21 protein-coding genes are annotated in these 22,506 nt (G+C 72.7%); 9 read left to right on the top strand and 12 right to left on the bottom strand.

The annotated features are described in order from the left end of the window. The first annotated feature begins 66 nt into the window (after nt 1-66). From FS793_RS12850 to FS793_RS12840, 3 genes are read left to right on the top strand one after another with little or no spacing between them, the layout of a single operon-like run. Nucleotides 67-783, top strand: coding sequence for a hypothetical protein (locus FS793_RS12850; RefSeq protein WP_144720930.1), 717 nt, complete (start codon nt 67-69; stop codon nt 781-783). A gap of 19 nt (nt 784-802) precedes the next feature. After that, entirely contained in the window at nt 803-1,444 is a 642-nt protein-coding gene (locus tag FS793_RS12845) for a hypothetical protein (protein WP_144720928.1), read from the top strand. Between the two features lie 5 nt (nt 1,445-1,449). Continuing rightward, nucleotides 1,450-2,616: a hypothetical protein gene (locus tag FS793_RS12840; protein ID WP_144720926.1), complete on the top strand. Its 1,167-nt coding sequence runs from the start codon at nt 1,450-1,452 to the stop codon at nt 2,614-2,616. Nucleotides 2,617-2,638: 22 nt separating this feature from the next. Here FS793_RS12840 and FS793_RS12835 read toward each other — a convergent pair whose 3' ends face one another. Next, nucleotides 2,639-3,193 carry an acyl-CoA thioesterase gene (locus FS793_RS12835; RefSeq protein ID WP_186329512.1) on the bottom strand — a complete coding sequence of 185 codons (555 nt, stop codon included), beginning with the start codon at nt 3,191-3,193 and terminating at the stop codon, nt 2,639-2,641. 170 nt (nt 3,194-3,363) lie between these two features. Continuing rightward, complete coding sequence (locus tag FS793_RS12830; protein WP_186329511.1) at nt 3,364-3,795, bottom strand: hypothetical protein; 432 nt, start codon at nt 3,793-3,795, stop codon at nt 3,364-3,366. 121 nt (nt 3,796-3,916) lie between these two features. Between FS793_RS12830 and FS793_RS16290 the strand changes: the two genes are divergently transcribed. After that, on the top strand, nt 3,917-4,393 hold the full coding sequence (locus FS793_RS16290) for a GNAT family N-acetyltransferase (RefSeq protein WP_186329510.1): 477 nt from the start codon (nt 3,917-3,919) through the stop codon (nt 4,391-4,393). A gap of 209 nt (nt 4,394-4,602) precedes the next feature. On the opposite strand, the gene FS793_RS12820 is transcribed toward FS793_RS16290, so the two are convergent. From FS793_RS12820 to FS793_RS12795, 6 genes are all read right to left on the bottom strand, one after another. Next, nucleotides 4,603-4,809, bottom strand: coding sequence for a DUF3618 domain-containing protein (locus FS793_RS12820; protein ID WP_144720918.1), 207 nt, complete (start codon nt 4,807-4,809; stop codon nt 4,603-4,605). Then, nucleotides 4,806-5,261: a phage holin family protein gene (locus FS793_RS12815; protein WP_144720905.1), complete on the bottom strand. Its 456-nt coding sequence runs from the start codon at nt 5,259-5,261 to the stop codon at nt 4,806-4,808. Before FS793_RS12815 ends, FS793_RS12820 begins: the two co-directional genes overlap by 4 nt. Then, nucleotides 5,261-5,509, bottom strand: a complete 249-nt coding sequence (locus FS793_RS12810; RefSeq protein ID WP_144720903.1) for a hypothetical protein — start codon at nt 5,507-5,509, stop codon at nt 5,261-5,263. Before FS793_RS12810 ends, FS793_RS12815 begins: the two co-directional genes overlap by 1 nt. A 159-nt stretch (nt 5,510-5,668) precedes the next feature. Then, nucleotides 5,669-7,609, bottom strand: coding sequence for a M13 family metallopeptidase (locus FS793_RS12805; protein WP_144720902.1), 1,941 nt, complete (start codon nt 7,607-7,609; stop codon nt 5,669-5,671). Nucleotides 7,610-7,618: 9 nt separating this feature from the next. Further along, nucleotides 7,619-9,046, bottom strand: coding sequence for a mechanosensitive ion channel domain-containing protein (locus FS793_RS12800; protein ID WP_222123756.1), 1,428 nt, complete (start codon nt 9,044-9,046; stop codon nt 7,619-7,621). After that, nucleotides 9,043-11,190: an adenylate/guanylate cyclase domain-containing protein gene (locus FS793_RS12795; RefSeq protein WP_186329509.1), complete on the bottom strand. Its 2,148-nt coding sequence runs from the start codon at nt 11,188-11,190 to the stop codon at nt 9,043-9,045. The genes FS793_RS12800 and FS793_RS12795 overlap by 4 nt, the downstream gene beginning before the upstream one ends. Before the next feature lie 264 nt (nt 11,191-11,454). On the opposite strand from FS793_RS12795, the gene FS793_RS12790 reads away from it, so the two are divergent. Then, on the top strand, nt 11,455-12,387 hold the full coding sequence (locus tag FS793_RS12790; protein WP_144720900.1) for a zinc-binding metallopeptidase family protein: 933 nt from the start codon (nt 11,455-11,457) through the stop codon (nt 12,385-12,387). Nucleotides 12,388-12,436: 49 nt separating this feature from the next. On the opposite strand, the gene FS793_RS12785 is transcribed toward FS793_RS12790, so the two are convergent. After that, nucleotides 12,437-13,816, bottom strand: a complete 1,380-nt coding sequence (locus FS793_RS12785) for an MFS transporter (RefSeq protein WP_144720899.1) — start codon at nt 13,814-13,816, stop codon at nt 12,437-12,439. Nucleotides 13,817-13,980: 164 nt separating this feature from the next. Between FS793_RS12785 and FS793_RS12780 the strand changes: the two genes are divergently transcribed. The 3 genes from FS793_RS12780 (at nt 13,981) to FS793_RS12770 (ending at nt 18,309) form a co-directional block, all read left to right on the top strand. Beyond that, on the top strand, nt 13,981-15,351 hold the full coding sequence (locus tag FS793_RS12780; RefSeq protein ID WP_144720898.1) for an LLM class flavin-dependent oxidoreductase: 1,371 nt from the start codon (nt 13,981-13,983) through the stop codon (nt 15,349-15,351). Then, on the top strand, nt 15,348-16,568 hold the full coding sequence (locus tag FS793_RS12775; protein WP_144720897.1) for an acyl-CoA dehydrogenase family protein: 1,221 nt from the start codon (nt 15,348-15,350) through the stop codon (nt 16,566-16,568). The genes FS793_RS12780 and FS793_RS12775 overlap by 4 nt, the downstream gene beginning before the upstream one ends. Nucleotides 16,569-16,956: 388 nt before the next feature. After that, nucleotides 16,957-18,309, top strand: coding sequence for an MATE family efflux transporter (locus tag FS793_RS12770; protein ID WP_260980161.1), 1,353 nt, complete (start codon nt 16,957-16,959; stop codon nt 18,307-18,309). A 21-nt stretch (nt 18,310-18,330) separates the two neighbouring features. On the opposite strand, the gene FS793_RS12765 is transcribed toward FS793_RS12770, so the two are convergent. The 3 genes from FS793_RS12765 to FS793_RS12755 all read right to left on the bottom strand — a co-directional run bounded on the left by FS793_RS12765 (nt 18,331) and on the right by FS793_RS12755 (nt 21,237). Then, nucleotides 18,331-19,965, bottom strand: coding sequence for an ABC transporter permease (locus FS793_RS12765; protein WP_144720896.1), 1,635 nt, complete (start codon nt 19,963-19,965; stop codon nt 18,331-18,333). 1 nt (nt 19,966) lies between these two features. Then, on the bottom strand, nt 19,967-20,902 hold the full coding sequence (locus FS793_RS12760) for an ABC transporter ATP-binding protein (RefSeq protein WP_144720895.1): 936 nt from the start codon (nt 20,900-20,902) through the stop codon (nt 19,967-19,969). A 65-nt stretch (nt 20,903-20,967) separates the two neighbouring features. Then, nucleotides 20,968-21,237, bottom strand: coding sequence for a ribosomal protein L7/L12 (locus FS793_RS12755; RefSeq protein ID WP_144720894.1), 270 nt, complete (start codon nt 21,235-21,237; stop codon nt 20,968-20,970). Nucleotides 21,238-21,276: 39 nt separating this feature from the next. On the opposite strand from FS793_RS12755, the gene FS793_RS12750 reads away from it, so the two are divergent. Continuing rightward, on the top strand, nt 21,277-22,473 hold the full coding sequence (locus FS793_RS12750) for an MFS transporter (protein WP_144720893.1): 1,197 nt from the start codon (nt 21,277-21,279) through the stop codon (nt 22,471-22,473). The last annotated feature ends 33 nt before the right edge of the window (nt 22,474-22,506 follow it).

Below are 22,506 nucleotides of genomic sequence, written 5' to 3'. Positions count from 1 at the left end.
GAGCCCAAGCCGCTGGCGTGCTGACGGCCGCATCGCCTTCCGCACCAGCACCGAGGAGCCCCCAGCATGGCCATGACCCTCCCCGGCGAGCTCGTCTGGGTGCTCGACCTGCTCGGCTTCGAGTGGCCGCAGCTCGACGAGGACGCCATCAACCAGGCCGCCCAGATCATGCGCCAGTTCGAGGAGGACCTCAACAGCGCGATCGACGCCGCCGACGCCAACGTGCAGGAGGCCTACGCGTCGGTCACGGGCTCCTTCGCGAAGGCGCACGCCGACGCGTGGGACGAGGAGCGCTCGGGCAGCATGCGCCAGCTCTCCGACCTCATCGGGCCGGCCGCGACGGGCGTCGACCTCTTCGCCGACGCCGTCGTCGCCCTCAAGCTCAAGGTCATCGCCGAGCTCGTCATCACCGCGGCGCAGATCGCCGTCGCGATCGCCTCGGCCTTCGTCACGTTCGGCGCCGGCGCTGCCGTGCAGGCCGTCATCCTCGTCGCACGCAAGAAGGCGCTCGACATCGTGACGGACATCATGATCGACGCCGCCGTCGGGCAGGTGCTCGAGATGGTCCTGGATCCGCTGCTGTCGATCGCCGAGCCGCTCGTCGAGGCGACGATGGACCTGCCCGTCGTGCAGGGCGCCGTGGGCGAGGCCGAGGCGCTCATCCTCGACCTGCAGGCGCTCGACCGCGCGTCCACCGGCATGGAGGCGACGGGCGACGACGTCGACAGCCTCGGGCAGGACTTCGTGACGCAGATCACGTCCCTCCAGTTCACGACCGCCTGATGGGATCGGTGACCACCTGATGGCCAGGAGCAAGCTCGACGGCGCCGCCGACACCGTCAAGGACCAGCTGCGCGAGACCTTCGAGCGCATCGCGCGCCTGCACCGCAAGCGCGCCCGCGATCGCGCCCGCAAGATGGGCGACGACGCCGAGGCGATCCGCGAGCGCGACCGGTTCGACCACCTGCCCGACTCGCTGCGCGACGTGCACGCGATGGACCAGTACACGCGCCCACCGACGTCGACGTACTTCTCCGAGGACGACCTCGCCGATCACGCCTCCCGCTTCGACGGCGGGGGGACGCGGTTCGTGCGCGCCGACGATTGGAGGCGCTTCGGTCTCACTCGCGACGACGGCACGACGTTCGTCATGTCCACCGCCGAGGTCGAGGACCTCATGGATCGCACGGGCGGCGACCCCGATCTCATGGCGCAGGAGCTCGGCCTCGCCGACGGCTTCTTCGACGGCGACATCCTGCGCATCGACATCCCCGACGCGCGCGGCGCGAACGCGCGCATGCCCAGCGGCAACGAGGACGGCGCCAACGAGTGGTGGCTCCCCGGTGGCACGCTGCCTGGCGGCATCTCGGAGGCCACGATCGACGGCGGTAGTCTCGTCGAGGACGTCGACTTCACCGTGAAACCGTTCCGATTGGGAGGCTGATCGCAGTGAGCACCCACACGACGTACGTCTCGCGCGAGCACCTCTACGTGCTCGGCGTCGATGAGGCGACAGGCCGTCCGTACCTCTCGATCCCCGTCTCGAACAGCGTCGCGGACTACTCGGAGCGCTACGGGATCTCGCCGGAGGAGCTCGAGAGGTTCCTCGCCGACGGCGCCGCCGCCGCCGCCTTCGCTGCTGCGTGCCGTGCCCGGACCGAGGACTCGCGACTGCTCCAGCAGCCCGGATGGAACCGAGGCACGCCGCGCATGCCGGCGGCCGACGCGGGTCCGCCCGCCCCCGCGGTCGCTGCCCCGCCCGCCCCCGAGCGAGCGGCTGCGACCGATGGCGCGACCACGATCCGCGCCGCGATGCCGCCCGCAGGAACGTGGTTCGGACCCGAGTCCGACGAGCCGGCGATCGCCGCACGCCCGCACATGGCACTCACCGCGCCGCTCGACGAGCGCGTCGCCGCCGTCGCCGCCGCCGTGCGCGCCGGCGACCTGTCGGGCCGCGAGTCGCTCGTCGACCTGCTGCACGACCGCGAGGAGTCGCTCTCGGTGCGCCTGCAGGCGCAGCGCCTGCTCGTGCTCGTCGCACGCGACCAGGACTTCGCCGAGCGCACGACGTTCCGCTACCTCGACGACGCCGAGCCCGAGATCGTCGAGGCCTTCGCGGGCCTCGGCAAGCTCGCGCTCGCTCGATCGGCGGTCGACGTGCTCGTGCGCGTCGGCCGCGCCGGGTGGGAGGACCAGGACGTGCGTCGCGCCGTCGTGCCGAGCCTCCTGGTGCTGGTCGATCGCACCGAGGCGGAGCGCCGCGAGCCGCCGACGCTCGTGAGCCTCGCGAGATCCGCCGTGCGCACGTTCGCCGACGAGTCCGCCGCCTACCTGCTCAAGGGTGCTCCCTGGAGCCCCGCGTCGATCGTCGAGCGCATGCGCGCGGGCGCACGACGCGCGCACGCCGCCGGCGAGCTCTACGGCAACTGGTTCCTCGCGGCCGATCTCGCGGTCTGGAGCGGCATCCCGGGTCCGTACCTCAAGGACGCGCTGCTGACCGACGACGACCTCGCGGCGATCGTGGCGTGGGCGGATGCGCTCGACGCCCTGCCGTGGGTGCCCGGCCGCAAGTACGTCCACGGCCACGACGTCGACGGCGGGCCGTCGCTGCGCTGATCCGCCTCGCGGGCGCCGGGCCTCAGGCCCAGACGCTCGGGTGGTCGGCCTTCGCGCCGGGCAGCGCCGACCAGTCGGCCCAGGTGCGGATCTCGTCGGGCACGGGGTGGTTCGCCTCGAAGTCGTAGCCGCACGCGGCGCTCACGACGTCCATGCGCACGGCGCCGACGCCGCGCTGCACGAAGCGGCCGCGCACGACGGCGCGCGCCATGACCTGCCCCTTCGCCACGAAGCGCTGCTCGATGTAGCAGCTGCGCTCGTCCGCGCCCACGAGCCGCGACTCGAGCGTGAAGCGCTGCAGGAAGCCGATCGAGCGCCGATATGCGATCGACTGCTGACCGACGACCGCATGGATGCCGGCCTTCGACAGGCGCGAGGCGATGCCGGCGCGCTTCGTGAGGTCGATGCGGCCGAGGTCCATGAACGACAGGTAGCGCCCGTTGTTCATGTGGCCGAGCAGGTCGATGTCGACGAGGTGCACGCGGTGGTCGATGCGGCTGACATCGTCGATCGCGAGGCGCGGTGCGCGGTTGCCGCGAACGAGCATGGCGAGCAGGAACCGCAGGAGCATGTGCATGGCGCCCATCCTCGCGGGCGCCACCTGGGCGACGCCATTCGATGCCGGTCCGGCACAGCCGCGGCGGTGCCCGATGGTGCGCACCTTGGAGGTGCGCGCCGAATCCACGCCCGAGCGGGCGGCCGGGCGGCATGCGCCCTCGGCACCCCGCTCGGCCGCGGATGCGGCGGCTACTCGCCGCGCGTCTCGTCCATCGAGCGCCACCGGTCGGGCGTCACGCGCAGCACGACGATGCTCGGGTCGCCCTCGAGCCAGCCCTCGGCGAACTCGGCGCCCTTGGCCTCGCCGAGGCTGCGGCGCGACATCGACCGCACGAGCGCGGGCAGGTCGACGGACTCGTCGAGCTCGACCGGGCCCTCGCCGGCCACGAAGCGGTAGGGCGCGTCGTTCGTGAGCGCCGTGACCCACGCGCGGCCTGCGCCGAGCATCACGCGCGCCTTCTCGGAGGCGCGCGGCGTGACCATGAGCACGCTCGCATCCTCCACCTGGATCCAGATCGGCACGGCGACGCTCTCGCCGTCATGGTTCGCGGACACGACCGCCACGGTCGCGTCGCGCAGGAACCGCCAGCGATCGGCGAGCGGCATGGTGAGTGCGGACACGGTCTCCCTCTCCTCGGCCGCGACGCCGCATCGGATGGGCGGCATCGCGTCTGACGGGGTCAACGCCGAGCCCGCCGCGCGACTTCCCCGACCGTCCAGCGGCGCGCCCTATCCTGGGCTCATGGCAGGGGTCGAGGTACGAGCGGCGACGCGCGACGACGTCGATGCGCTCGTCGCGCTGCTGCAGCGCTGGGGCGCCGACGACGGGCCCGACGAGAAGGTCGTGCGCTACCGCGAGCGGCTCGCATCGAACCTCGACAACCCCACGCACCACGTGCTCGTCGCCGTCGCCGACGGCGCGGTCGTCGGCTACGCGGCCGCGCAGGACTACGGCCCCGCGCTGCGTCAGGAGCGCTCGATCGCCCGCATGCACGACCTGTGGGTCTCGCCTGCGGCTCGCGGCCGCGGAGCCGGCACGGCGCTCTTCGAGGCCGTGCGCGTGTGGGCGGAGCGCGAGGCGCGCATCGGCATGCTGCAGTGGCAGTCGAGCGAGGTCGCGGTCGACTTCTATCGCACGCTCGGGCTCGAGTCGGATGCGGCGGATGCGCCCGCCGACTTCGCCCTCGCCGTGCACCTGCCCGGCCGCGACGACGCCTGACGATCGTCAGCGAGGCGCCGTCCCACCAGCTGGTCGAGGAGCGCGTGAGCCCCTGGGCGAGCCCGCGTCACGAGACCCGGTGACCGCGCGAACGGCACCTCGAATCGGCGTGCTCGCGGTGACTCGGGTCTCGTGACGCGGAGGCGCTGCGCGCCTGCGCTCCTCGACCAGCTGGGAGTCGAGCATCGAGCGCGGAGAGCTCGACGCGGCTAGCGGCGGCGGAGGATGAGCAGCGCCACGACGCCCGCGACCGCGAGCACCACGCCGCCCGCAGCCACGAGGAACGGCGTCGGGTCCTCGTCGAGGCGCTGCCGCGTGCGCTCCGCGACCTTGGCCGGGTTCACACGGTCCTCGATCTCCTCGAGGGCACGGCGCAGCTCGTCGCGCTGCTGGTCGACGTCACGCTGATCGGTCATCGCAGGTCTCCGTCCGTGCGGGTGGTGCGCGTGGGCAGGTCATCGAGGGGCGAGGTGCCGTCGGCAGCGTGGCCGAGACCCCGCACCATGTTCACGTCGTCCTTGATCGAGTCGAGCGACTCCATCTGCTTGAACGCGGCACCGCGCTTGAGCAGCGGGATGCCGACGAGCACGAGGATGCCGATGACGACGAGCAGGCACGCGGCGGTGAGCAGCGCAGCCGCCCACTCGGGGAACAGCAGCTGCCACAGGCCGTTGACGGCCGCGAGGAGCCAGCCGAGCATGAAGACGGCCATGACGCCCGCGACGGCGAGGAGCGCGCCGCCGATGCCGAGCTTCGCGACCTTGCCCTTGACCTCTGCCTGCAGGTTCTCGAGCTCGGCGCGGAACAGGTTCACGACGAGCGTCGGCACCTCCGCGAGCAGCTCGGGGAGCGACCGGCGCTCGGCCATCACGCCTCCTTCGGGCGACGCGTCGCCTTGCGGATGGCCTTCGTCGCAGCGTCGGTCGCGGCGTCGACGACCTTGGGCGTCTGCGTCTCGACGAACTGCTGCACCTCGGCGCGCGGCTTGGCCACCGTCTTCGAGTTCCAGAGCTTCTCGGCAGCCGAGGCGATCTGCTCGTACCGCTGTCGGCCGGCCTTGGCGCCCAGCACGTAGCCGACGCCGATGCCTGCCACGAAGATGATCTTGCCGCGCATGTCGTCTCCCTGCGTCTGCGAACGTCGAGGACAGAGGAGCGTCCCCGACTCGACCCACACTAGCGACCGCGGACCGCGTGGGACCTGGGCGCTCTCGCCCCCTTGACCTGCGGTGCGCCGTCCGTCACGCGCACGCGAGCGACGGACGACGCCTCGCCGCTACCAGATGGTGACGCGCGCCTCGGGCGACAGCCACAGGGCGTCGCCCTCGCGCACCGCGAACGCGTCGTAGAACGCATCCATGTTGCGCACGATCTGGTTCGTGCGGTGCTCGTTCGGCGAGTGCGGGTCGATCGACACGAGGCGGATGGCCTCCTCGGGGCGGATCTTCAGCTGCCACGCCTGCGCCCACGAGAGGAAGAAGCGCTGGGCACCCGTGAGCCCGTCGATGACGGGCGCCTCGACGCCGTCGAGATGCCGCAGGTACGCCTTCCAGGCGATGCCGAGGCCGCCGAGGTCGCCGATGTTCTCGCCGATGGTCAGGGCGCCGTTGACGGTGTGGTCGGGCGCCGCCTCGGGCGAGAGGGCGTCGTACTGGGCGATGAGCACGCTCGTGCGCTCCTCGAAGCGCGCGCGGTCCTCCTCGCTCCACCAGTCGCGCAGACGGCCGTCACCGTCGTAGCGCGAGCCCTGGTCGTCGAAGCCGTGGCCGATCTCGTGGCCGATGACCGCGCCGATCGCGCCGTAGTTCGCCGCGGGATCCGCCGTGTGGTCGAAGAACGGCGGCTGCAGGATCGCGGCGGGGAACACGATCTCGTTGAAGCCCGGGTTGTAGTACGCGTTCACGGTCTGCGGACCCATGAACCACTCGTCGCGGTCGAGGGGACGGCCGATCTTGCCGAGCTCGCGGTCGTGCTCGTGCGCGGCCGCCGCCTGCACGTTGGTGACGAGGTCGTCGCCGATCTCGAGCGCCTCGTACGTGCGCCAGCGCACCGGGAAGCCGATCTTCGGCGTGAACCGCTCGAGCTTCTCGAGCGCCGCCTCGCGCGTGGCGGGGCTCATCCACTCGAGGGTCTCGATGGATGCGCGGTAGGCCGCGACGAGGTTGGCGATCAGCTCGTCCATCGCGACGCGCGCGTGCGGCGGGAAGTGCCGCTCGACGTAGACCTTGCCGACGATGTCGCCCAGCGCGCCCTCGACGAGCGCGACGCCGCGCTTCCAGCGCGCACGCTGCTCGGTCGCGCCCGTGAGGGCCGTGCCGTAGAACGCGAACGCGTCCTTCGAGATCGTCGTCGTGAGGTACGGGGCCCAGGCGCGCACGATCCCCGCGCGCAGCCACGACCGCCACGCGTCGAGCCGCTCGGGCAAGAGCAGCGTCGCGACGCCCTCGAGGTACGACGGCTGGTGCACGACGACCTCGCGGTAGGCGTCGGCGGGCGACTCGACGGCCGCGAACCACGGCGCGAGCCATGCGTAGGTCTCGACGAACGGCACGAGGTTGTACGTCTTCACGCTGTCGCGCGAGGTCACGCGGTCCCAGTGGTGCGCGGCGACGTCGGTCTCGAGCGCGAGGATCGCGGACGCCTCGGCGGCCGCATCCGGACGCTCCGCGTGGCCGAGCATCGTCTCGAGGTGGGTGAGGTACCTCGCGCGCGTCTCGGCGAACGACTCGTCGCCGTAGTACGACTCGTCGGGCAGCCCGAGGCCGGCCTGCACGACGTTGACGACGTAGCGCTCGGGGTCGCCCGGGTCGTTGTCGACGTACTGGCCGAAGAGGCCGGGGCCGCCGATGCGCTCCATGCCCGCGATGACGCGGAGCAGGTCGTCGGTCGACTCGATGCCGTCGACCTGGGCGAGCAGCGGGCGGATGGGATCGATGCCGCGCGCGTCGATCGCCGCCTCGTCCATGAACGACGCGAACAGGTCGCCGACCTTGCGCTGCTCGCTGCCCGGCTCGGCGTCCGTCGACTCCTCGATGATCGTGCGCACCGCCTGCTCCGCCTCCTCCGCGAGGATCGCGAACGATCCCCAGCGGGCCTTGTCGGCGGGGATGTCGGTGCGAGCGAGCCACTTCGCGTGCACGTGCTGGAAGAGGTCGTCCTGGGGGCGGATCTCCGGGCTGAGCTCGGCGATGTCGATGCCGGATCGGGCAGCAGTCATGCGCCGAGTCTAGGAGCGGCTCCCTGGCAGCGACGAGCCGGTCGAGGCTGCGACGGCGTCGCGCATCGACTGCCTCGTCGCGTCGATCGTGCGCCCCATCTCCTGGGCGAGCCGCGGCGCGGAGGCGACGAGTCGGTCGAGCGTCGGCAGCGGCACCGTGAGCGTGGTCAGCACGGACTGGGCGACGGTGGCGGCGACGGCCGGCTCGCGCGTCAGCGCCGTCTGGCCGATGGCCGCGCCGCGCTCGGCGATGCCGAGCTCGAGCAGCCCGGCGCCGTGCGAGGCGACGATCTGCGCCCGGCCGTCGACCACGAACCGCACGGTGTCGGGCACGACGCCGGCGGGCTGCACGGTCTCGCCGACGCCCCAGCGCTCGAGACGGGCGTGCTCGGCGAGGAGCGCCTTGCCCTCCTCGTCGGCGAACAGCGACGGTGCGACGTCGGCGATGGCGCGCTCGAGCACGCCGGGCTCGGCGATCGGGTCGCTCGCATCGCCGTCGAGCGCGAAGCCCTGCCTGCGCGCCGCGTACCAGAGCCAACCGAGGAACGTGCTCGTCGCAGCGCCGACGAGGCCGGGCCCCTGCACCGGCAGGGACACCGAGAAGCCGCCCTTGCCCGTGTACGACGCCGACGGCGTCTCGCCCGGGGCGAGCATCGGCAGGCTCGACGCGACGCGCACGAGCAGCGCGATGACCTCGTGCGGCGGATCGTCGGTCGAGAAGACGACGTCGACGGAGGCGTGGTGCGGCCCCGCGGGTCGCGAGCGGTTCGTGAACGAGGCGCCCGCGAGCGTCGAGTTCGGCACGATCTGGATGCCCGAGCCCGTGTCGATGTGGCTCGCGCGCCAGTTCACCTCGACGACCCGGCCCGAGACGCCCGCCGCGTCGAGGTGGTCGCCGATCTGGAACGGCTGCTCGAACAGCAGCAGCAGGCCCGAGATGACGCCGCCGACGGCGTTCTGCAGCGCGAGGCCGATGACGATCGACGTCACGCCGAGCGCCGTGATGAGCCCGCCGACGTCGGCGCCCCACACCCACTGGAACAGCAGGCCGAGGCCGACGACGACGAGCACGAGCCGCGCGATCTCGATGAAGATCGTCGGGATGCGCTGCCGCCACGACCCCTCCTCGGCGTGCGAGAACAGCGCCACGTTGAACGCCGACAGCACGAGCAGGATCACGAGGAAGCCGAGCACGGTCGCGACGATGCGCACCCACACCTGGTCGGCGGGCGACTGGAACGCGAACGCGAGCAGCGCGAGGAGCGCGCCGACCGGCACGACCCAGTTGCGCAGGAGACGCAGCGGCTTCGCGGCCGCGTGCCCGCGCCGCTGCAGGTGGTTCACGACCTCCGTCAGCACCACGAGCACGATCGGCACGCCGAGCGCGAGGGCGACCGCCCAGCCGAACCAGTCGGCGGCGAGCACGTCGTCGATCATCCGACCCTCCACACCGACTTGGCCGTGCCCGCGACGTCGACGGTGCCGACGTTCGTGAACTCGACGGTGTCGCGCAGCCGGTCGTGCACGGCGTCGCTCACGTACACGCCGGGCTCGCCCGTCACGGTGCGCACCTTGTAGGCGAGGCTCACGGCGTCGCCCCACAGGTCGTAGGCGAGGTTCGTGCGGGCGACGAGGCCGCTCGTGACGGTGCCGGTGTCGACGCCGGCACGAAGCGCCACCTTCGTGCCGTGCTGCGCGTTGAACCGCTCGACGACGGCACGCATCTCGATGCCGAAGTCGACGGCGCGGCGGGCGTTGTCGACGCGCGGCACCTCGAGTCCGACGCTCGCGAGGTAGCCGCCGCGCAGCGTGCGCACCTGCTCGACGCCCGCCTTCCTCGCTGCCTCGTCGAAGCCGCGCGTGAGGAAGTTGAGCTGCGCGACCTCCTCCTCGAGGGCGAGCCCGCGCGCGTGGTCCTCCCAGCCGACGAGCTCTGCGAACACGACGGAGACGTTCTCGTGACGCTCGGCGATCGCCTCGTCGCCACCCTTGAGCCGCTCGGCGACCGAGTCGGGCATGAGCGTGCGCATGAGACGCACGTTCTCGTCCTGCTGCTGGTCGATGAGGTCCTGCTTGAGCCGCAGGCTCGTCGCCATCTCGTTGAACGCCGTGCCGAGGTCGCCGAACTCGTCGCGCGACCGCACGGGCACCTGCACCGTGTAGTCGCCGCCCGCGACCTGGCGCACCGCGCCGACGAGCTTGCCGATGGGCCGCGTGAAGACCTGCGCGAGCAGCAGCGACACGATGCTGACGAGCAGCAGCAGGCCGAGGATCGACAGCACCACGGTGCGCGTGAAGTCGGAGACGGGCGCGAACGCCTCGTCGGCGTCGATGCGGGCGACGATGACCCAGTCGAGCCCCTCGATGTCGAGGGGTGCGTAGGCGACGAGGCTCGACCCCGACCGGTAGTCGGCGGTCTCGGCGACGCCCGACTCGCCACGCAGCGCATCCTGGACCCCTTCGTCGTCGACGGGTTGCAGCAGCACCGTCCCCGCGACCTCCACCACTCGCTCCGCGGTCGCGACCGACGTGCCGTTGGCGATGACGGCGTCGGCGTAGGCGTCGGGATCCTCGACGAGCAGCCGCGACTCGCTGCGCATGAGGCCGTCCGAGCCCGCCAGGTACACCTCGCCCGTCTGCCCGAGCCCCTGCTCCGCCCACTGGCGATCGCCCGTCATGACGGCGTTGATCTGCGTGATCGGCACCTGCACCGCGAGCACGCCGATGAGCTCCGACTCGTCGCCGATCGGCGAGAGGACCCACGCGGTCGGCACGCCCAGCGACGGCAGATAGCGCTCGAAGTCCGTCGTCACGACGGCATCGAGCGACCCCGACTGCAGCACCTCGTCGAAGGCGCGCGTGAGCGCCGAGCCCTCGAACACCGTGCGGCGCATCGAGAGCCCGAGGTCGACGCTCTGGTAGGCGGAGAACACCACCTCGGCGTCGAGGTTGAGCAGCAGCACGTCCTCGTAGTCGAGCGCGTCGACGAGCCCCGTGAAGTAGGGCCCGTACTGCGCGTTCGCCGCCGACCACGCGGAGCCGTCGCCGGCGTCGTGCGCCTCGAGTGCGGCGTCGAAGTCGTCGAGTCCGCGGGACGACGTGTAGTTCGCCTGCAGGTAGCGACCGGCGTTCGTGGCAGGCACGAACGACTCCGACTCGTACTGCTCACCCGTGCGGGCCTCGAGCGCCGGGATGTACTCGTCGTCGTAGAACCCCTGCAGCCGCTGCTCGAGCGCGGGGTCGATCGGCGCGGACTCGAGCTGCTCGAAGCCATCGATGAAGGCGCGGGCGCCCTCGACGGCGCTCGCGTTGCGCGAGTCGAGCTGCACGCCCGTCTGCAGCCGCGAGAACTCCGACTCGATCGCGTCGGCCCGCAGCTCGCGGATCGCCGTGAGCTGGTCGTACGCGGCATCCTGCAACGACCCCCGGCCGTTCACGACGCCGATGACGCCGATCGCGATCGACGAGACCAGGCTCACGACGAGCAGCATCACGAGCAGCTTGGCCTGCGTGCCGAGGGCGAGCCCACGTCGGCGGCGCTGCGCGACCGGCTCGGATGTGGTGGACAGGGCATCGCTCATGCGCACGCTCCGAGAGTGGTGACGAATCTTCTTCACCCTGAGGGGTACAGGCATCCTAGGCAACGTCTGTGACCGTTTCGTGACGACTGGATCACGGCGTGACGCATGCCGTCACGATCGCTCTCGGCCGCCTTGCCCACGCTGGGGTCGTCGCGCAACCCACCCCGTCGTGCGCGCAGAGCGCCTACCGTCGACGATGCGATCGCCGCCGATCGCCGCCCTGGCCCGACGGCCCGGATGCCGGCGACCGGGACGGGAGCCCCCATGCGTCGATTCCACTGCGACACCTGTGGCAACGAGGTGTTCTTCGACTCGACCTCGTGCTTGCGCTGCGGCACGCGGCTCGGGTACGTGCTCGAGCGCGACGACGTCGTGGTCCTCGGCGACGGCCTCGCGCGCTGCGCCAACGCCGAGCTCGCGGGCTGCACCTGGCTTGCCGAGCACGAGGGCGCGCTGTGCGCGAGCTGCGTGCTCACGCGCACGCGACCGAACGACTCGGATGCGAGCGGACTGCGACTCCTGCCCGTCGCGGAGCGCGCGAAGCGCCATGTGCTGCGCGACCTCGCGCAGGCGGGCGTACCCATCGGCGTCGACGCCCCGCTGCGCTTCGACATGCTCTCGAGCGTCGACGACGACGTGACGATCGGGCACGCGAACGGCGTCATCACGATGGACCTCGCGGAGGGCGAGGACAGCCACCGCGAGCGCATGCGCGCCAGGCTCGCCGAGCCGTACCGCACGATGCTCGGCCACTTCCGGCACGAGAGCGGCCACTACGTCGAGTGGCAGCTCGTCGAGTCGACGCCGAGGATCGAGGAGGCGCGGACGCTCTTCGGCGACGAGCGCGACGACTACCAGGCCTCGATCGATCGGCACTACGAGGAGGGGCCGCCCGACGGATGGCGCGAGCGCTACCTCAGCGCGTACGCGACGATGCATCCCTACGAGGACTTCGCCGAGTGCTGGGCTCACGTGCTGCATGCGACCGACGCGCTCGAGACGGCGGTCGCGTTCGACCTCATCCCGCCGCTCGATCCCGAGGCCGCGTTCCGCGACGTGCTGCTCGACCGTTGGCTGCCGTTCGCGACCGCGATGAACGTCGTGCAGCGCTCGCTCGGCCAGGGCGACGCGTATCCCTTCACGCTCCCCCGGGACGTCGTCGACAAGCTGGCCTTCGCGGCATCCGTCCGCCGCTGATGCGAAGGGAGCCGTGCACGCGATGCCTGCACGGCTCCTGACCCTGGCCTCAGGCGCGCAGCTCCGCGCCCTCGCCCTCGACGAGCGCGTCGAGCTCCGCCTCGACGTCGTCGGAGGCGGCGAGCTCGACGTCATCGGAGCCGCCGTCCTTCGCGAAGATCGCCGCGATCGACGTCAGCACGGCGTAGACCCCGATGAAGACGCAGAGGATCCACGGGCTGCCGCCGCCGAGCTCGACGAACACGACCGCGAGCAGCGGCGTGAGGCCGTTCGAGAAGATCGAGCCCACCTGGTAGCCGAGCGAGACGCCCGAGTAGCGCAGGTCGGTCGGGAACTGCTCGGCGAACCACGCGGCCTGCGGACCGTAGATCGCGTCGTGCAGCAGGTTCATGCCCACGAGGAAGACGAGCCAGACGAGCGCGAGCGGGCCGTGGTCGAGGAAGGCGAAGAAGGGCCACACGGCGACGCCGATGCCGAGCGCGGCGCCGATCGCGATGCGGCGGCGACCCCAGCGGTCGGACAGCCACCCCCACAGCGGCGTCGAGACGAGGCTGATGGCGCCGACGATGAGCAGCGACTGGATGCCGACGGCCGAGTCGCCGCGCGCATTCGTGAGGTACGTGAGCGAGTAGACGGTGAGGATCGAGAACCATGCGGGCTGCACGAGGCGCAGGCCGATCGTCACGAAGACGCCGCGCGGGTGGCGCTTCAGCACCTCGAGCACCGGGTAGCGGCGCACGGCACCCGCCTGCTTGATCTGGCGGAACTCCGGGGCGTCCTCGACGCCGAGGCGGATGACGAGGCCGATGACGACGAGCACCGCCGAGAAGAGGAACGGGATGCGCCATGCCCACTCCTGGAAGGCCTCCGTGCCGAGGATGCCCTGCACGCCCCAGATGGATGCGGTCGCGAGCAGCAGCCCGCCCGCCGAGCCCATCTGCGTGAACGAGCCGAAGAATCCGCGGCGCCCCGCCGGCGCGTGCTCGACCGACAGCAGCGCGGATCCGCCCCACTCCGCGCCGGCCGACAGGCCCTGCGCGAGCCGCAGCACCACGAGCGCGACGACGGCCCAGATGCCGATCTGCGCGTACGTCGGCAGCAGGCCGATGAGCAGCGTCGCGACGCCCATGAGCAGCAGCGAGCCGACGAGCAGCTGCTTGCGGCCGATGCGGTCGCCGAGGTGGCCGGCGATGATGCCGCCGAGCGGTCGAGCGAGGAAGCCGACGCCGTAGGTCGCGAACGAGGCGATGAGCGCGACGGCGGGCGTCGTCTCGGGGAAGAACGTGGCGCCGAACACGAGGGCGGCTGCCTGCGCGTAGAGGTAGAAGTCGTACCACTCGATCGTGGTGCCGACGAGGGATGCGGCGAGCACGCGGCGGCGGCGCTGCTGCGTCGTGCGCTCGGGCTTCGCGCTGGTCGTCTGGGACATGGGTGGCTCCTGCGGTCGGGTCGCAGGCAACCGAACCCTCTTGCAACGCCGGATGCAACGCGGTCATGTCGCGGGACGTCACACGCCGTCATGCGACGTGACGCGGTCTCGGGCCTTCGACAGGCTGGTCGGGTCGCGCGAGCGCCGCGCGAGGAGGAGGAGCCGTGCCCGATCGCCCGCCGCTGCGCTACGCAGCGTTCGTCATGGACACCGTCTCGCACATCCAGCACGGCCTGTGGCGGCACCCCGATGCGCAGCAGCACCGCTTCGACGAGCTCGACCTGTGGGTGGACCTCGCGAGGACGCTCGAGCGCGGCGGCTTCGACGCCATGTTCTTCGCCGACGTCGTGGGCCTCTACGGCCCCGCGGGCGGCGACTACACGCTGAACGCGCGCGAGGGGCTGCAGATCCCCAACGGCGACCCGTCGGTGCTGATCTCGGCGCTCGCCGCCGCGACCGAGCACCTCGGCTTCGCGTTCACGTCGTCGGTGCTGCAGGCGCATCCGTTCGAGTTCGCCCGCCGCGTCTCGACGCTCGACCACCTCACGAAGGGGCGCGTCGGCTGGAACGTCGTGACGAGCGCGCTCGACGGCGCCGCCCGCAACTTCGGCAGCGACCGGCTCGAGGAGCACGACGAGCGCTACGTGTGGGCGCAGGAGTACGTCGACGTCGTGACGAAGCTGTGGGAGGGGTCGTGGGACGACGACGCCTGGCGCGCCGACAAGGCCGCGGGCGTCGTCTCGGATGCCCGCGGCATCCACCGCATCGACCACGTCGGGCAGCGCTACTCGGTCGCGGGGCCGCACCTGTCGCGCCCGTCGCCGCAGCGCACGCCCGTGCTGTTCCAGGCCGGGTCGTCGGTCGCCGGTCGCACGTTCGCGGCCCGCAACGCCGAGGCGCAGTTCATCCTGTCGTCGACGCCCGAGAAGACCGCCGAGCTCATCGCGTCGACCCGCGACCAGGTCGAGGCCGTCGGCCGCGCCCGCGACGACATCCGCTTCTTCCTCGGCCTCGCGTTCGTGATCGGCTCGACCGAGGAGGAGGCGCAGCGGAAGTCCGCCGAGATCGACGAGTGGCTCTCGCCCGACGGCTTCCTCGTGCACTCGAACCTCGGCTTCGACCCCGACACCGGCGCGCAGCTCGACCCCGACACCCCGCTCTCGCAGGTGAGGACGCAGACGAACCAGTCGCATCTGCAGTGGCTCAAGGAGGCTGCGGGCGACCGCGAGCCCACGATCCGCGACCTCGCAGCGCTGTCGGCGCGCATCCGCTCGCGCGTCGTCGGCACGCCCGAGCAGATCGCCGACCAGCTCGAGACGTGGCAGGACGCCGGCGTCGACGGCATCAACGTCATCAACTGGACGATCCCCGGCTCGTTCGAGGAGCTCGTCGACCACGTCATGCCCGTGCTGCGCGAGCGGGGCCTCGCCGAGCCGCACCCCGAGACGCCCGGCACGCTGCGGTCGCGCATCTTCGGCCACGACCAGCTGCCCGCGACGCATCCGGCGCGGCAGTGGCGCGGAGCGTTCTCGTGAGCGTCGCGGGCCCCGTCGTGGCCGACTCGATCGTCGATCGCTTCGCCGAGCTCATCGACGAGGTGCGCGCAGGCGCCGTGCAGCGCGAGCTCGACCGCGAGCTGCCGATCGACCTCGTGCGCCGGCTCGCGGACGCGGGCGTGGGACGCGTGCGCCTGCCCGTCGCCGACGGCGGACTCGGCGCCTCCATCGCCGAGTCGGTCGCGCTCACGATCGCGCTGTCGGCGGCGGACGCGAACGTCGGCCACCTGCTGCGCTCGCACGCGGGATTCGTGGAGCTCGTGCTGCGGCGGGCGCCCGGTACCGAGCGCGATGCGTGGGTCTCGCGCATCGCCGACGGCGCGCTCGTGGGCAACGCGACGAGCGAGCTCACGGGCACGACGCTCGCCGACATCTCGACGCGGGTGTCGCAGGACGATGACGGCGCCTGGCGCCTCGACGGCCGCAAGTTCTACTCGACCGGCACCCTCTACTCCGACTGGGTGTACCTCGCGGCCGCCGACGGCGACGCACGCGTGACGTTCGCGGTGCCGACGGATGCGCCCGGCGTCGAGATCCGCGACGACTGGGATGGCTTCGGCCAGCGCGCGACCGCCTCGGGTACGACGGTGTTCGACGGCGTGCCCGTGGACGCGTCGCAGTTCGCGACGTACGGCGCCGGCCCGCTCACGCACATCCAGGCGTTCTACCAGTTGCACCTCGTGGCGGTGCTCGCCGGCATCGCCGAGGCCGTCGTGCGCGATGCGGCCGACTTCGTGCGGCCGCGCGAGCGCTCGTACGTGCATGCGAACACGGCACGGCCCGCCGACGACCCGCAGGTGCTCGAGGTCGTGGGCCGCCTCTCGACGACGGCGTTCGCGGTGCGGGCGGCGGTGCTCGAGGCGGCGCGCGCGCTCGACGTCGCCGCGGCGTCGGCGGCACCCGGGTCGTCGCTGGATGCGCGGCTGCTCGAGGAGGCCGAGATCGCCGTCTACCAGGCGCAGGTGCTCGCCACCGATGCGGTGCCGGACGCCGCGACGCGGCTCTTCGAGGTCGGCGGGGCGTCGGCCACCGAGCGCACCCGCGCGCTCGACCGGCACTGGCGCAACGCCCGCACCGTCGCATCCCACAACCCCGCGACCTTCAAGGCGCGCACGATCGGCGCGTGGGAGGTGTCGGGCACGGGTCCGCTGGGCGTGTGGCACCGCTACGAGACGGTGGGCCCGACGCGGTTCTGACTCCGTCGGGCTACCTCGTCACCAGCTGGTCGAGGAGCGCGCGAGCCCGAAGGGCGAGCCCGCGTCACGAGACCACGCGACCGCCGCTCCTCCCCGGCCACGCGCATGGTCGCGTCGAGCGGGCACGTCGCGAGGTCTCGTGACGGCTCCTCGCCTGCGGCTCGGGGCCTCCTCGACCAGCTGCGAGGACGGCCCCCTCCCCGCCAGCTGGTCGAGGAGCGCGCGAGCGCAGCGAGCACGCGTCACGAGACCACGCGACCGCGGCTCCTGCCCAGCCATGCGCGCGGTCGCGTCGAGCGGGCATGCCGCGCGGTCTCGTGACGGCTCCTCGCCTGCGGCTCGGGACCTCCTCGACCAGCGCGTGGGCGCCCGGGCATAGCCTCGGATCGTGAGCCCGGCGACCGCATCGACGCGCGACGAGCGGCGACGCCTCGATCGCGACATCGTCGCGCTGGCCCTGCCGGCGCTCGGTGCGCTCATCGCCGAGCCCGCGTTCCTGCTCGTGGACACCGCGCTCGTCGGCCACCTCGGCGCTGCGCAGCTCGCGGGCGTCGGCATCGGCGCGACGGTGCTGCAGACGGCAGTCGGACTGCTGATCTTCCTCGCCTACGGCACGACGCCCGCCGTCGCGAGGCGCCTCGGCGCCGGCGACCGTCCCGGTGCGATCCGCGCGGGCATCGACGGCATCTGGCTCGCGATCGTGGCCGGAGCCGTGCTGCTGCTCACCGTGCCGCTCGCGCATCCGCTCGTCGCGCTCTTCGGCGCCGCACCCGACGTCACGGGCCACGCGGCGACCTACCTCGGCATCTCGATCCTCGGCCTGCCCGCCATGCTCGTCGTGCTCGCCGCCACCGGCCTGCTGCGCGGCCTGCAGGACACGCGCACGCCGCTCGTCGTCGCAGGTGCGGGCTTCACGGCGAACGCCGCGCTCAACGTGCTGCTCATCTACGGCCTCGACCTCGGCGTCGCCGGCTCGGCGATCGGCACCGTCATCGCGCAGTGGGGCATGGCCGCGTTCTTCCTGTGGTTCGCGGTGCGCGAGGCGCGTCGCGAGCGGGTGTCGCTGCGCCCGTCGCTCGCCGCCGTCGGCCGCGTCGCGGGCGTCGGCGTGTGGCTGCTGCTGCGCACGCTGTCGCTGCGCGTCGCGCTCATCGCGACGACCGCGGTGGCGACGCGACTCGGCACCGACGTGCTCGCGGCGACGCAGGTGGCGTTCGCGCTGTTCTCGACCCTCGCGTTCGCGCTCGACGCCCTCGCGATCGCCGGGCAGGCGATGCTCGGCAAGGCGCTCGGCTCGGGCGACGCCGCCCTCGCGCGCCGCATCACGCGCCGGCTCGTGCGCTGGGGGCTGGTGAGCGGATGCGTGCTCGGCGGCGCCATGCTCGCCCTCGCGTGGGTCGTCGGCGGGGTCTTCACGTCCGACCCGACGGTCATCGGCATCCTGCCCTGGGCGCTCGTGCCGCTCGCGCTCGCGCAGCCGCTCGCCGGGTTCGTGTTCGTGCTCGACGGCGTGCTCATCGGCGCGGGCGACGCCCGGTACCTCGCGTGGACGGGCATCGTGAACCTCGGCGCGTACCTGCCGCTGCTGCTGCTCGCGCTGCTGCCCGCCGTGCCGCACGGCTCGGCCGCCCTCGCCGTCGTGTGGCTCGCGTTCTCGATCGGCTACCTCGGCGCCCGCGCGCTCACGCTCGGCCTCCGGGCGCGGTCCGATGCGTGGATGGTGCTGGGCGCGACCCGCTAGCCGGCTCGAGCGCCGCACGCCTCACACCGCAGCGTCCCGCCTCCGGAACGCCGCGAGCGCGACGCCGAGCGCCACGGCCGCGCCGCCGAGCATCCACCACGACGCCGCCCAGTCCGGGTCGCTGGCGAGCGGGTTCGCGAGATGGTGGAAGGGGCTCACGTCCTGCAGCCAGTCGAGGTCGTCGCCGAACAGCGGCGCGAGCTCCCCCAGCAGCATCGGCACGACGAGCAGCACCCAGCCGAGCCACGCGCCCACGCCCGGCAGCACCGCGACGAGCAGGGCGCCGACCGCGAGGTAGAGGCCGAGCGCCGGCAGCATCGACGCCGCGATCGCCACGACCGTGCCGGTGCGCGCGGCATCCGACGACGCGAGCGAGACGGATGCCGCAGCCGCGAACGCCGTCATCACGAGCACGCCGGCGACGAGCGCGACCGCGAGCGTCGCGCCGAACCAGCCGAGCCGCGACGTGCGGGTGGCGAGCACCTGCTCGCCGTGCGCGAGCTCCTCCGAGCGCATCCGCGTCGCGCCCTGCAGCACCGCGGCGCAGGCGACGAGCGCGACGATGCCCGCGAGGGCGTGCACGAACGTGTCGATCGTGTCGTCGGCCGTGCCGCCGAGCGCCTGCACGAGAGCGAGCAGCGTGGGATTCGACTCGAACGCGTCGGCGGCGACGGGCGCGACACGGCCGATGAAGAGGCCGACGACGGTCGCGGCGACGATCCAGCCGATCGCTGCACCGCGCTGCAGCCGAACGGCGAGGCCGAGGGGCGTGCCGAGCAGTGCGTGCGCTCGGGCGCGGCCGCCGCGCTCGCGCACGAGGGAGTCGCCGAGCTCGCGGCGTGACTCCAGCGCGACGACGACCGCGGCGAGCACGAGGAGCAGCGGCATGAAGAGCGCGAGCGGCGTCCACGACGGCGCCCAACCCGCGCTGTCGGACGGGTCGGCGAACGGATGCGTCTGCGTGATCCAGCCGATCGGCGACAGCCACGACGGCCACGCGGACGCGACGTGCGCGAGGTCGTCGCCCGCGTCGGCGAGCGCATCCCCCACGCCGCGCACGACGAACGCCGCGCCCGCGATCGCCGCCGCGAACCCGTTGGCGCCGCGCGACGACGGCATGACCTGCGCCGCGAGCAGCCCGACGAGCACGAACGCGACGCCCGTGAGCAGCACGCCAAGGGCCATGAGCGCCGATCCCTCCGCGGGGAGCCCGATCGCGAGCGAGCCCGCGGCGAGGCCCGCTGCGACGATCGCGACCTCGATGGCACCCGCGATCGCCGTCGCGACGAGCGGGGCGAGCCGACCGATCGGCGTCGAGCGCACGAGCTCGGCGCGCCCCGCATCCTCGTCGCCACGCGTGTGCCGCACGGCGAGGAACGTCGCCATGAGCGCGATCGTCACGCCCACGTACGCGAGCGTCGACACCGCCATGACGGCGCCGAGGCTCGTGCCCGCGGGCGCGCCGCGCAGCATGCGCAGGCTCGGGTCGGCGGCGATGAGCGCGACGAGCTGCGAGCGGGCCTGCGCGTCGAACGACGAGCCGAGGCCGGCACCCACGGCAGCCCACAGGCCGGCGAAGAGCACGGTCCAGAGGATGAGCGTGAAGCGGTCGCGCCGCAGCCGGGCGGCGACGAGGAGACCGGTGCCGCGGAGCATGTCAACGCTCGGGGTCGTCGGTGCGGGCGTGGCGGCCGTGGGTGTGGTCCGGTGCAGCGTCGGTCGAGCCGTAGTGGCGCAGGAAGAGCTGCTCGAGGCTCGGCGGCTGCATCGTGAGGCCCGGCAGCGTGCGCTGCGCCGCCCACACGAGGAACGTCGGCACCGACTCGGGCGCGAGCGAGCCGACCACGCGACCACCGCGGGTGGCGACGTCGGCGAGGCCCGGCGCGCCCGCATCCGACCCCGACTCCCCCTCCCACGACACCTGCGTATGCGACAGGTGCCGCAGGTCGGCGAGCGAGCCGGCCTCGACGATGCGGCCCGCGCGGATGATCGAGACGCGCGAGCACAGCTGCTCGACCTCCGACAGGATGTGGCTCGACAGCAGCACCGTCGCGCCGTCGTCGGCGACGCGGCGCACCTCGGCGCGGAACGCCTCCTCCATGAGCGGATCGAGGCCGCTCGTGGGCTCATCGAGCACGTACAGGTCGGCGGGCGTCGCGAACGCGGCGACGAGCGCGACCTTCTGACGGTTGCCCTTCGAGTACGCCTTGCCCTTCTTCGTCGGGTCGAGGTCGAACGCGTCGAGCAGCCTCGCCCGGTCGCGGGCAGGCGGCCGCTGCCCGCGCATGCGCGTGAGCACGTCGATCGCCTCGCCGCCCGTGAGGCTCGGCCACAGCGTGACGTCGCCGGGCACGGATGCGAGGCGCTCGTGGATGCGCGTCGCATCCCGCCACGGGTGCATGCCGAGCACGGTCGCCTCGCCGCCGGATGCGCGCAGCAGCCCCAGCAGGATCCGGATCGTCGTCGACTTGCCCGCCCCGTTCGGGCCGAGGAACCCGTGGATCTCTCCCTGCTCGACCGTGAGGTCGACGCCGTCGAGCGCGACCGAGCGGCCGAACCGCTTCTCGAGAGCCTTCGTCGCGATGACGCTCATGCGCGCGATGCTACGCCTGCGGCACGCACGCGCAAGGGGTGCGGCGTCGCCGTGCTCGGCGGACGTCAGACGCCGCGGTGCACCATGTCCATGGCCGCCTCGACGGCGTCCTTCGCCTCCTTGAGCCCCTGCCCCGACTCGGCCCGCTGCTGCTTGATCGCCCGGATGAGATCGCCCTCGCGCGCGAGCCCGAGCACGGCGGGCGAGACCGGGTAGGGCCACGGCGCCCCGGACGGCGCGGGCATCGTGCCGTTCGGCGGCTCGTAGCCCGCCTGGGCGAAGAGCCAGTCGACCTGCTGCTCGAGCCGAGCGATGCGCGTGGTGTCGGAGTCCATGCCGCCCACGCTACGAGTGCCCGATGGGAGGATGGTGGGATGCGCGAGACGGTGCGGTGGCGGAACGCGGTGTTCGCGGTGTTCTTCGCGATGGGCTTCGGCTTCGCGTCGCTCGCCGCCCGGTTCCCGACCGCGCGCGACATGCTCGACATCTCCGTCGACCAGCTGGGGCTCGCGCTGCTGGGCATCTCCGTCGGGTCGATCACGGGACTCGCGACGGCGAGCCACGTCATCGCCCGGCTCGGCACGCGCGTCGTCATGGTGACGGGCGCCTCCGTGATCGGCGTCGGCCTGTGCGTCGCCGGCTGGGGCGTGGAGGCGCGCAGCATGGCGATCCTCATCGCCGGCCTGCTCGTCACGGGCCTCGCGACCGGCATCGCCGACGTCGCCATGAACCTCTCGGGCGCCGCGAACGAGCGCGCGATCGGCCGCGCCATCATGCCCGTCTTCCACGCGTTCTTCTCGATCGGCACCGTCGCCGGCGCAGGCTACGGCGCGCTCGGCGAGGCGACGGGCATCGGCATCGGCCCGCAGATGACGGTCTACCTCGTGCTCGTCGTGGGGCTCGCAGCCGTCGTGCGTCCGCACCTCGTGCAGCAGCCCATCCAGGCGGAGGATCACGTCGGCTTCCGCGAGCGGCTGTCGGTGTGGACGGATGCGCGCACGTGGCTCATCGGCGGCCTCGTGCTGGGCATGGCGCTCACCGAGGGCTCGGCGAACGACTGGCTCACGCTGCTCATGGTCGACGGCCACGACTTCGACGAGGTGGGCGCGGCGCTCGCGTTCGCCCTCTTCCTCACCGCCATGACCGCCGGGCGCCTCGCGGGCGTGCCGCTCATCGAGCGCTTCGGCCGCGTCGCGATGCTGCGCGCCACCGCATCCCTCGCCGCCGTGGGCCTCGTGCTCGTCATCGTCGTCGACGACCAGGTCGTCGCGCTGATCGGCACGGCGATGTGGGGCCTCGGCGCCTCGCTCGGCTTCCCCATCGGCATGTCGGCCGCCGCCGACGACGCCCGCATGGCCACGGCGCGCGTCGGCGCGGTCGCGACGATCGGCTACGTCGCCTTCCTCGCCGGGCCTCCCCTGCTCGGGTTCCTCGGCGAGCACCTGGGCCTGCGCGACGCCATGTGGGTCGTGCTCGCGTTCGTCGTGCTGTCGCTGCTCACGTCGGCGGTCGCGCGCGAGCGCGGCACCGCATCCGCCGCGCCCGACCCGGCGGCCGAGGTTCGGCCGTAGGCGCCACGCGGCCCGGCGCGCCCTCCGGCGCGG

Source organism: Agrococcus jejuensis (genome assembly GCF_007679035.1).
Lineage (GTDB): Bacteria > Actinomycetota > Actinomycetes > Actinomycetales > Microbacteriaceae > Agrococcus > Agrococcus jejuensis_A.
Note: the sequence above shows the minus strand (reverse complement) of the source record. Positions and strands in the feature narration are given on the sequence as shown.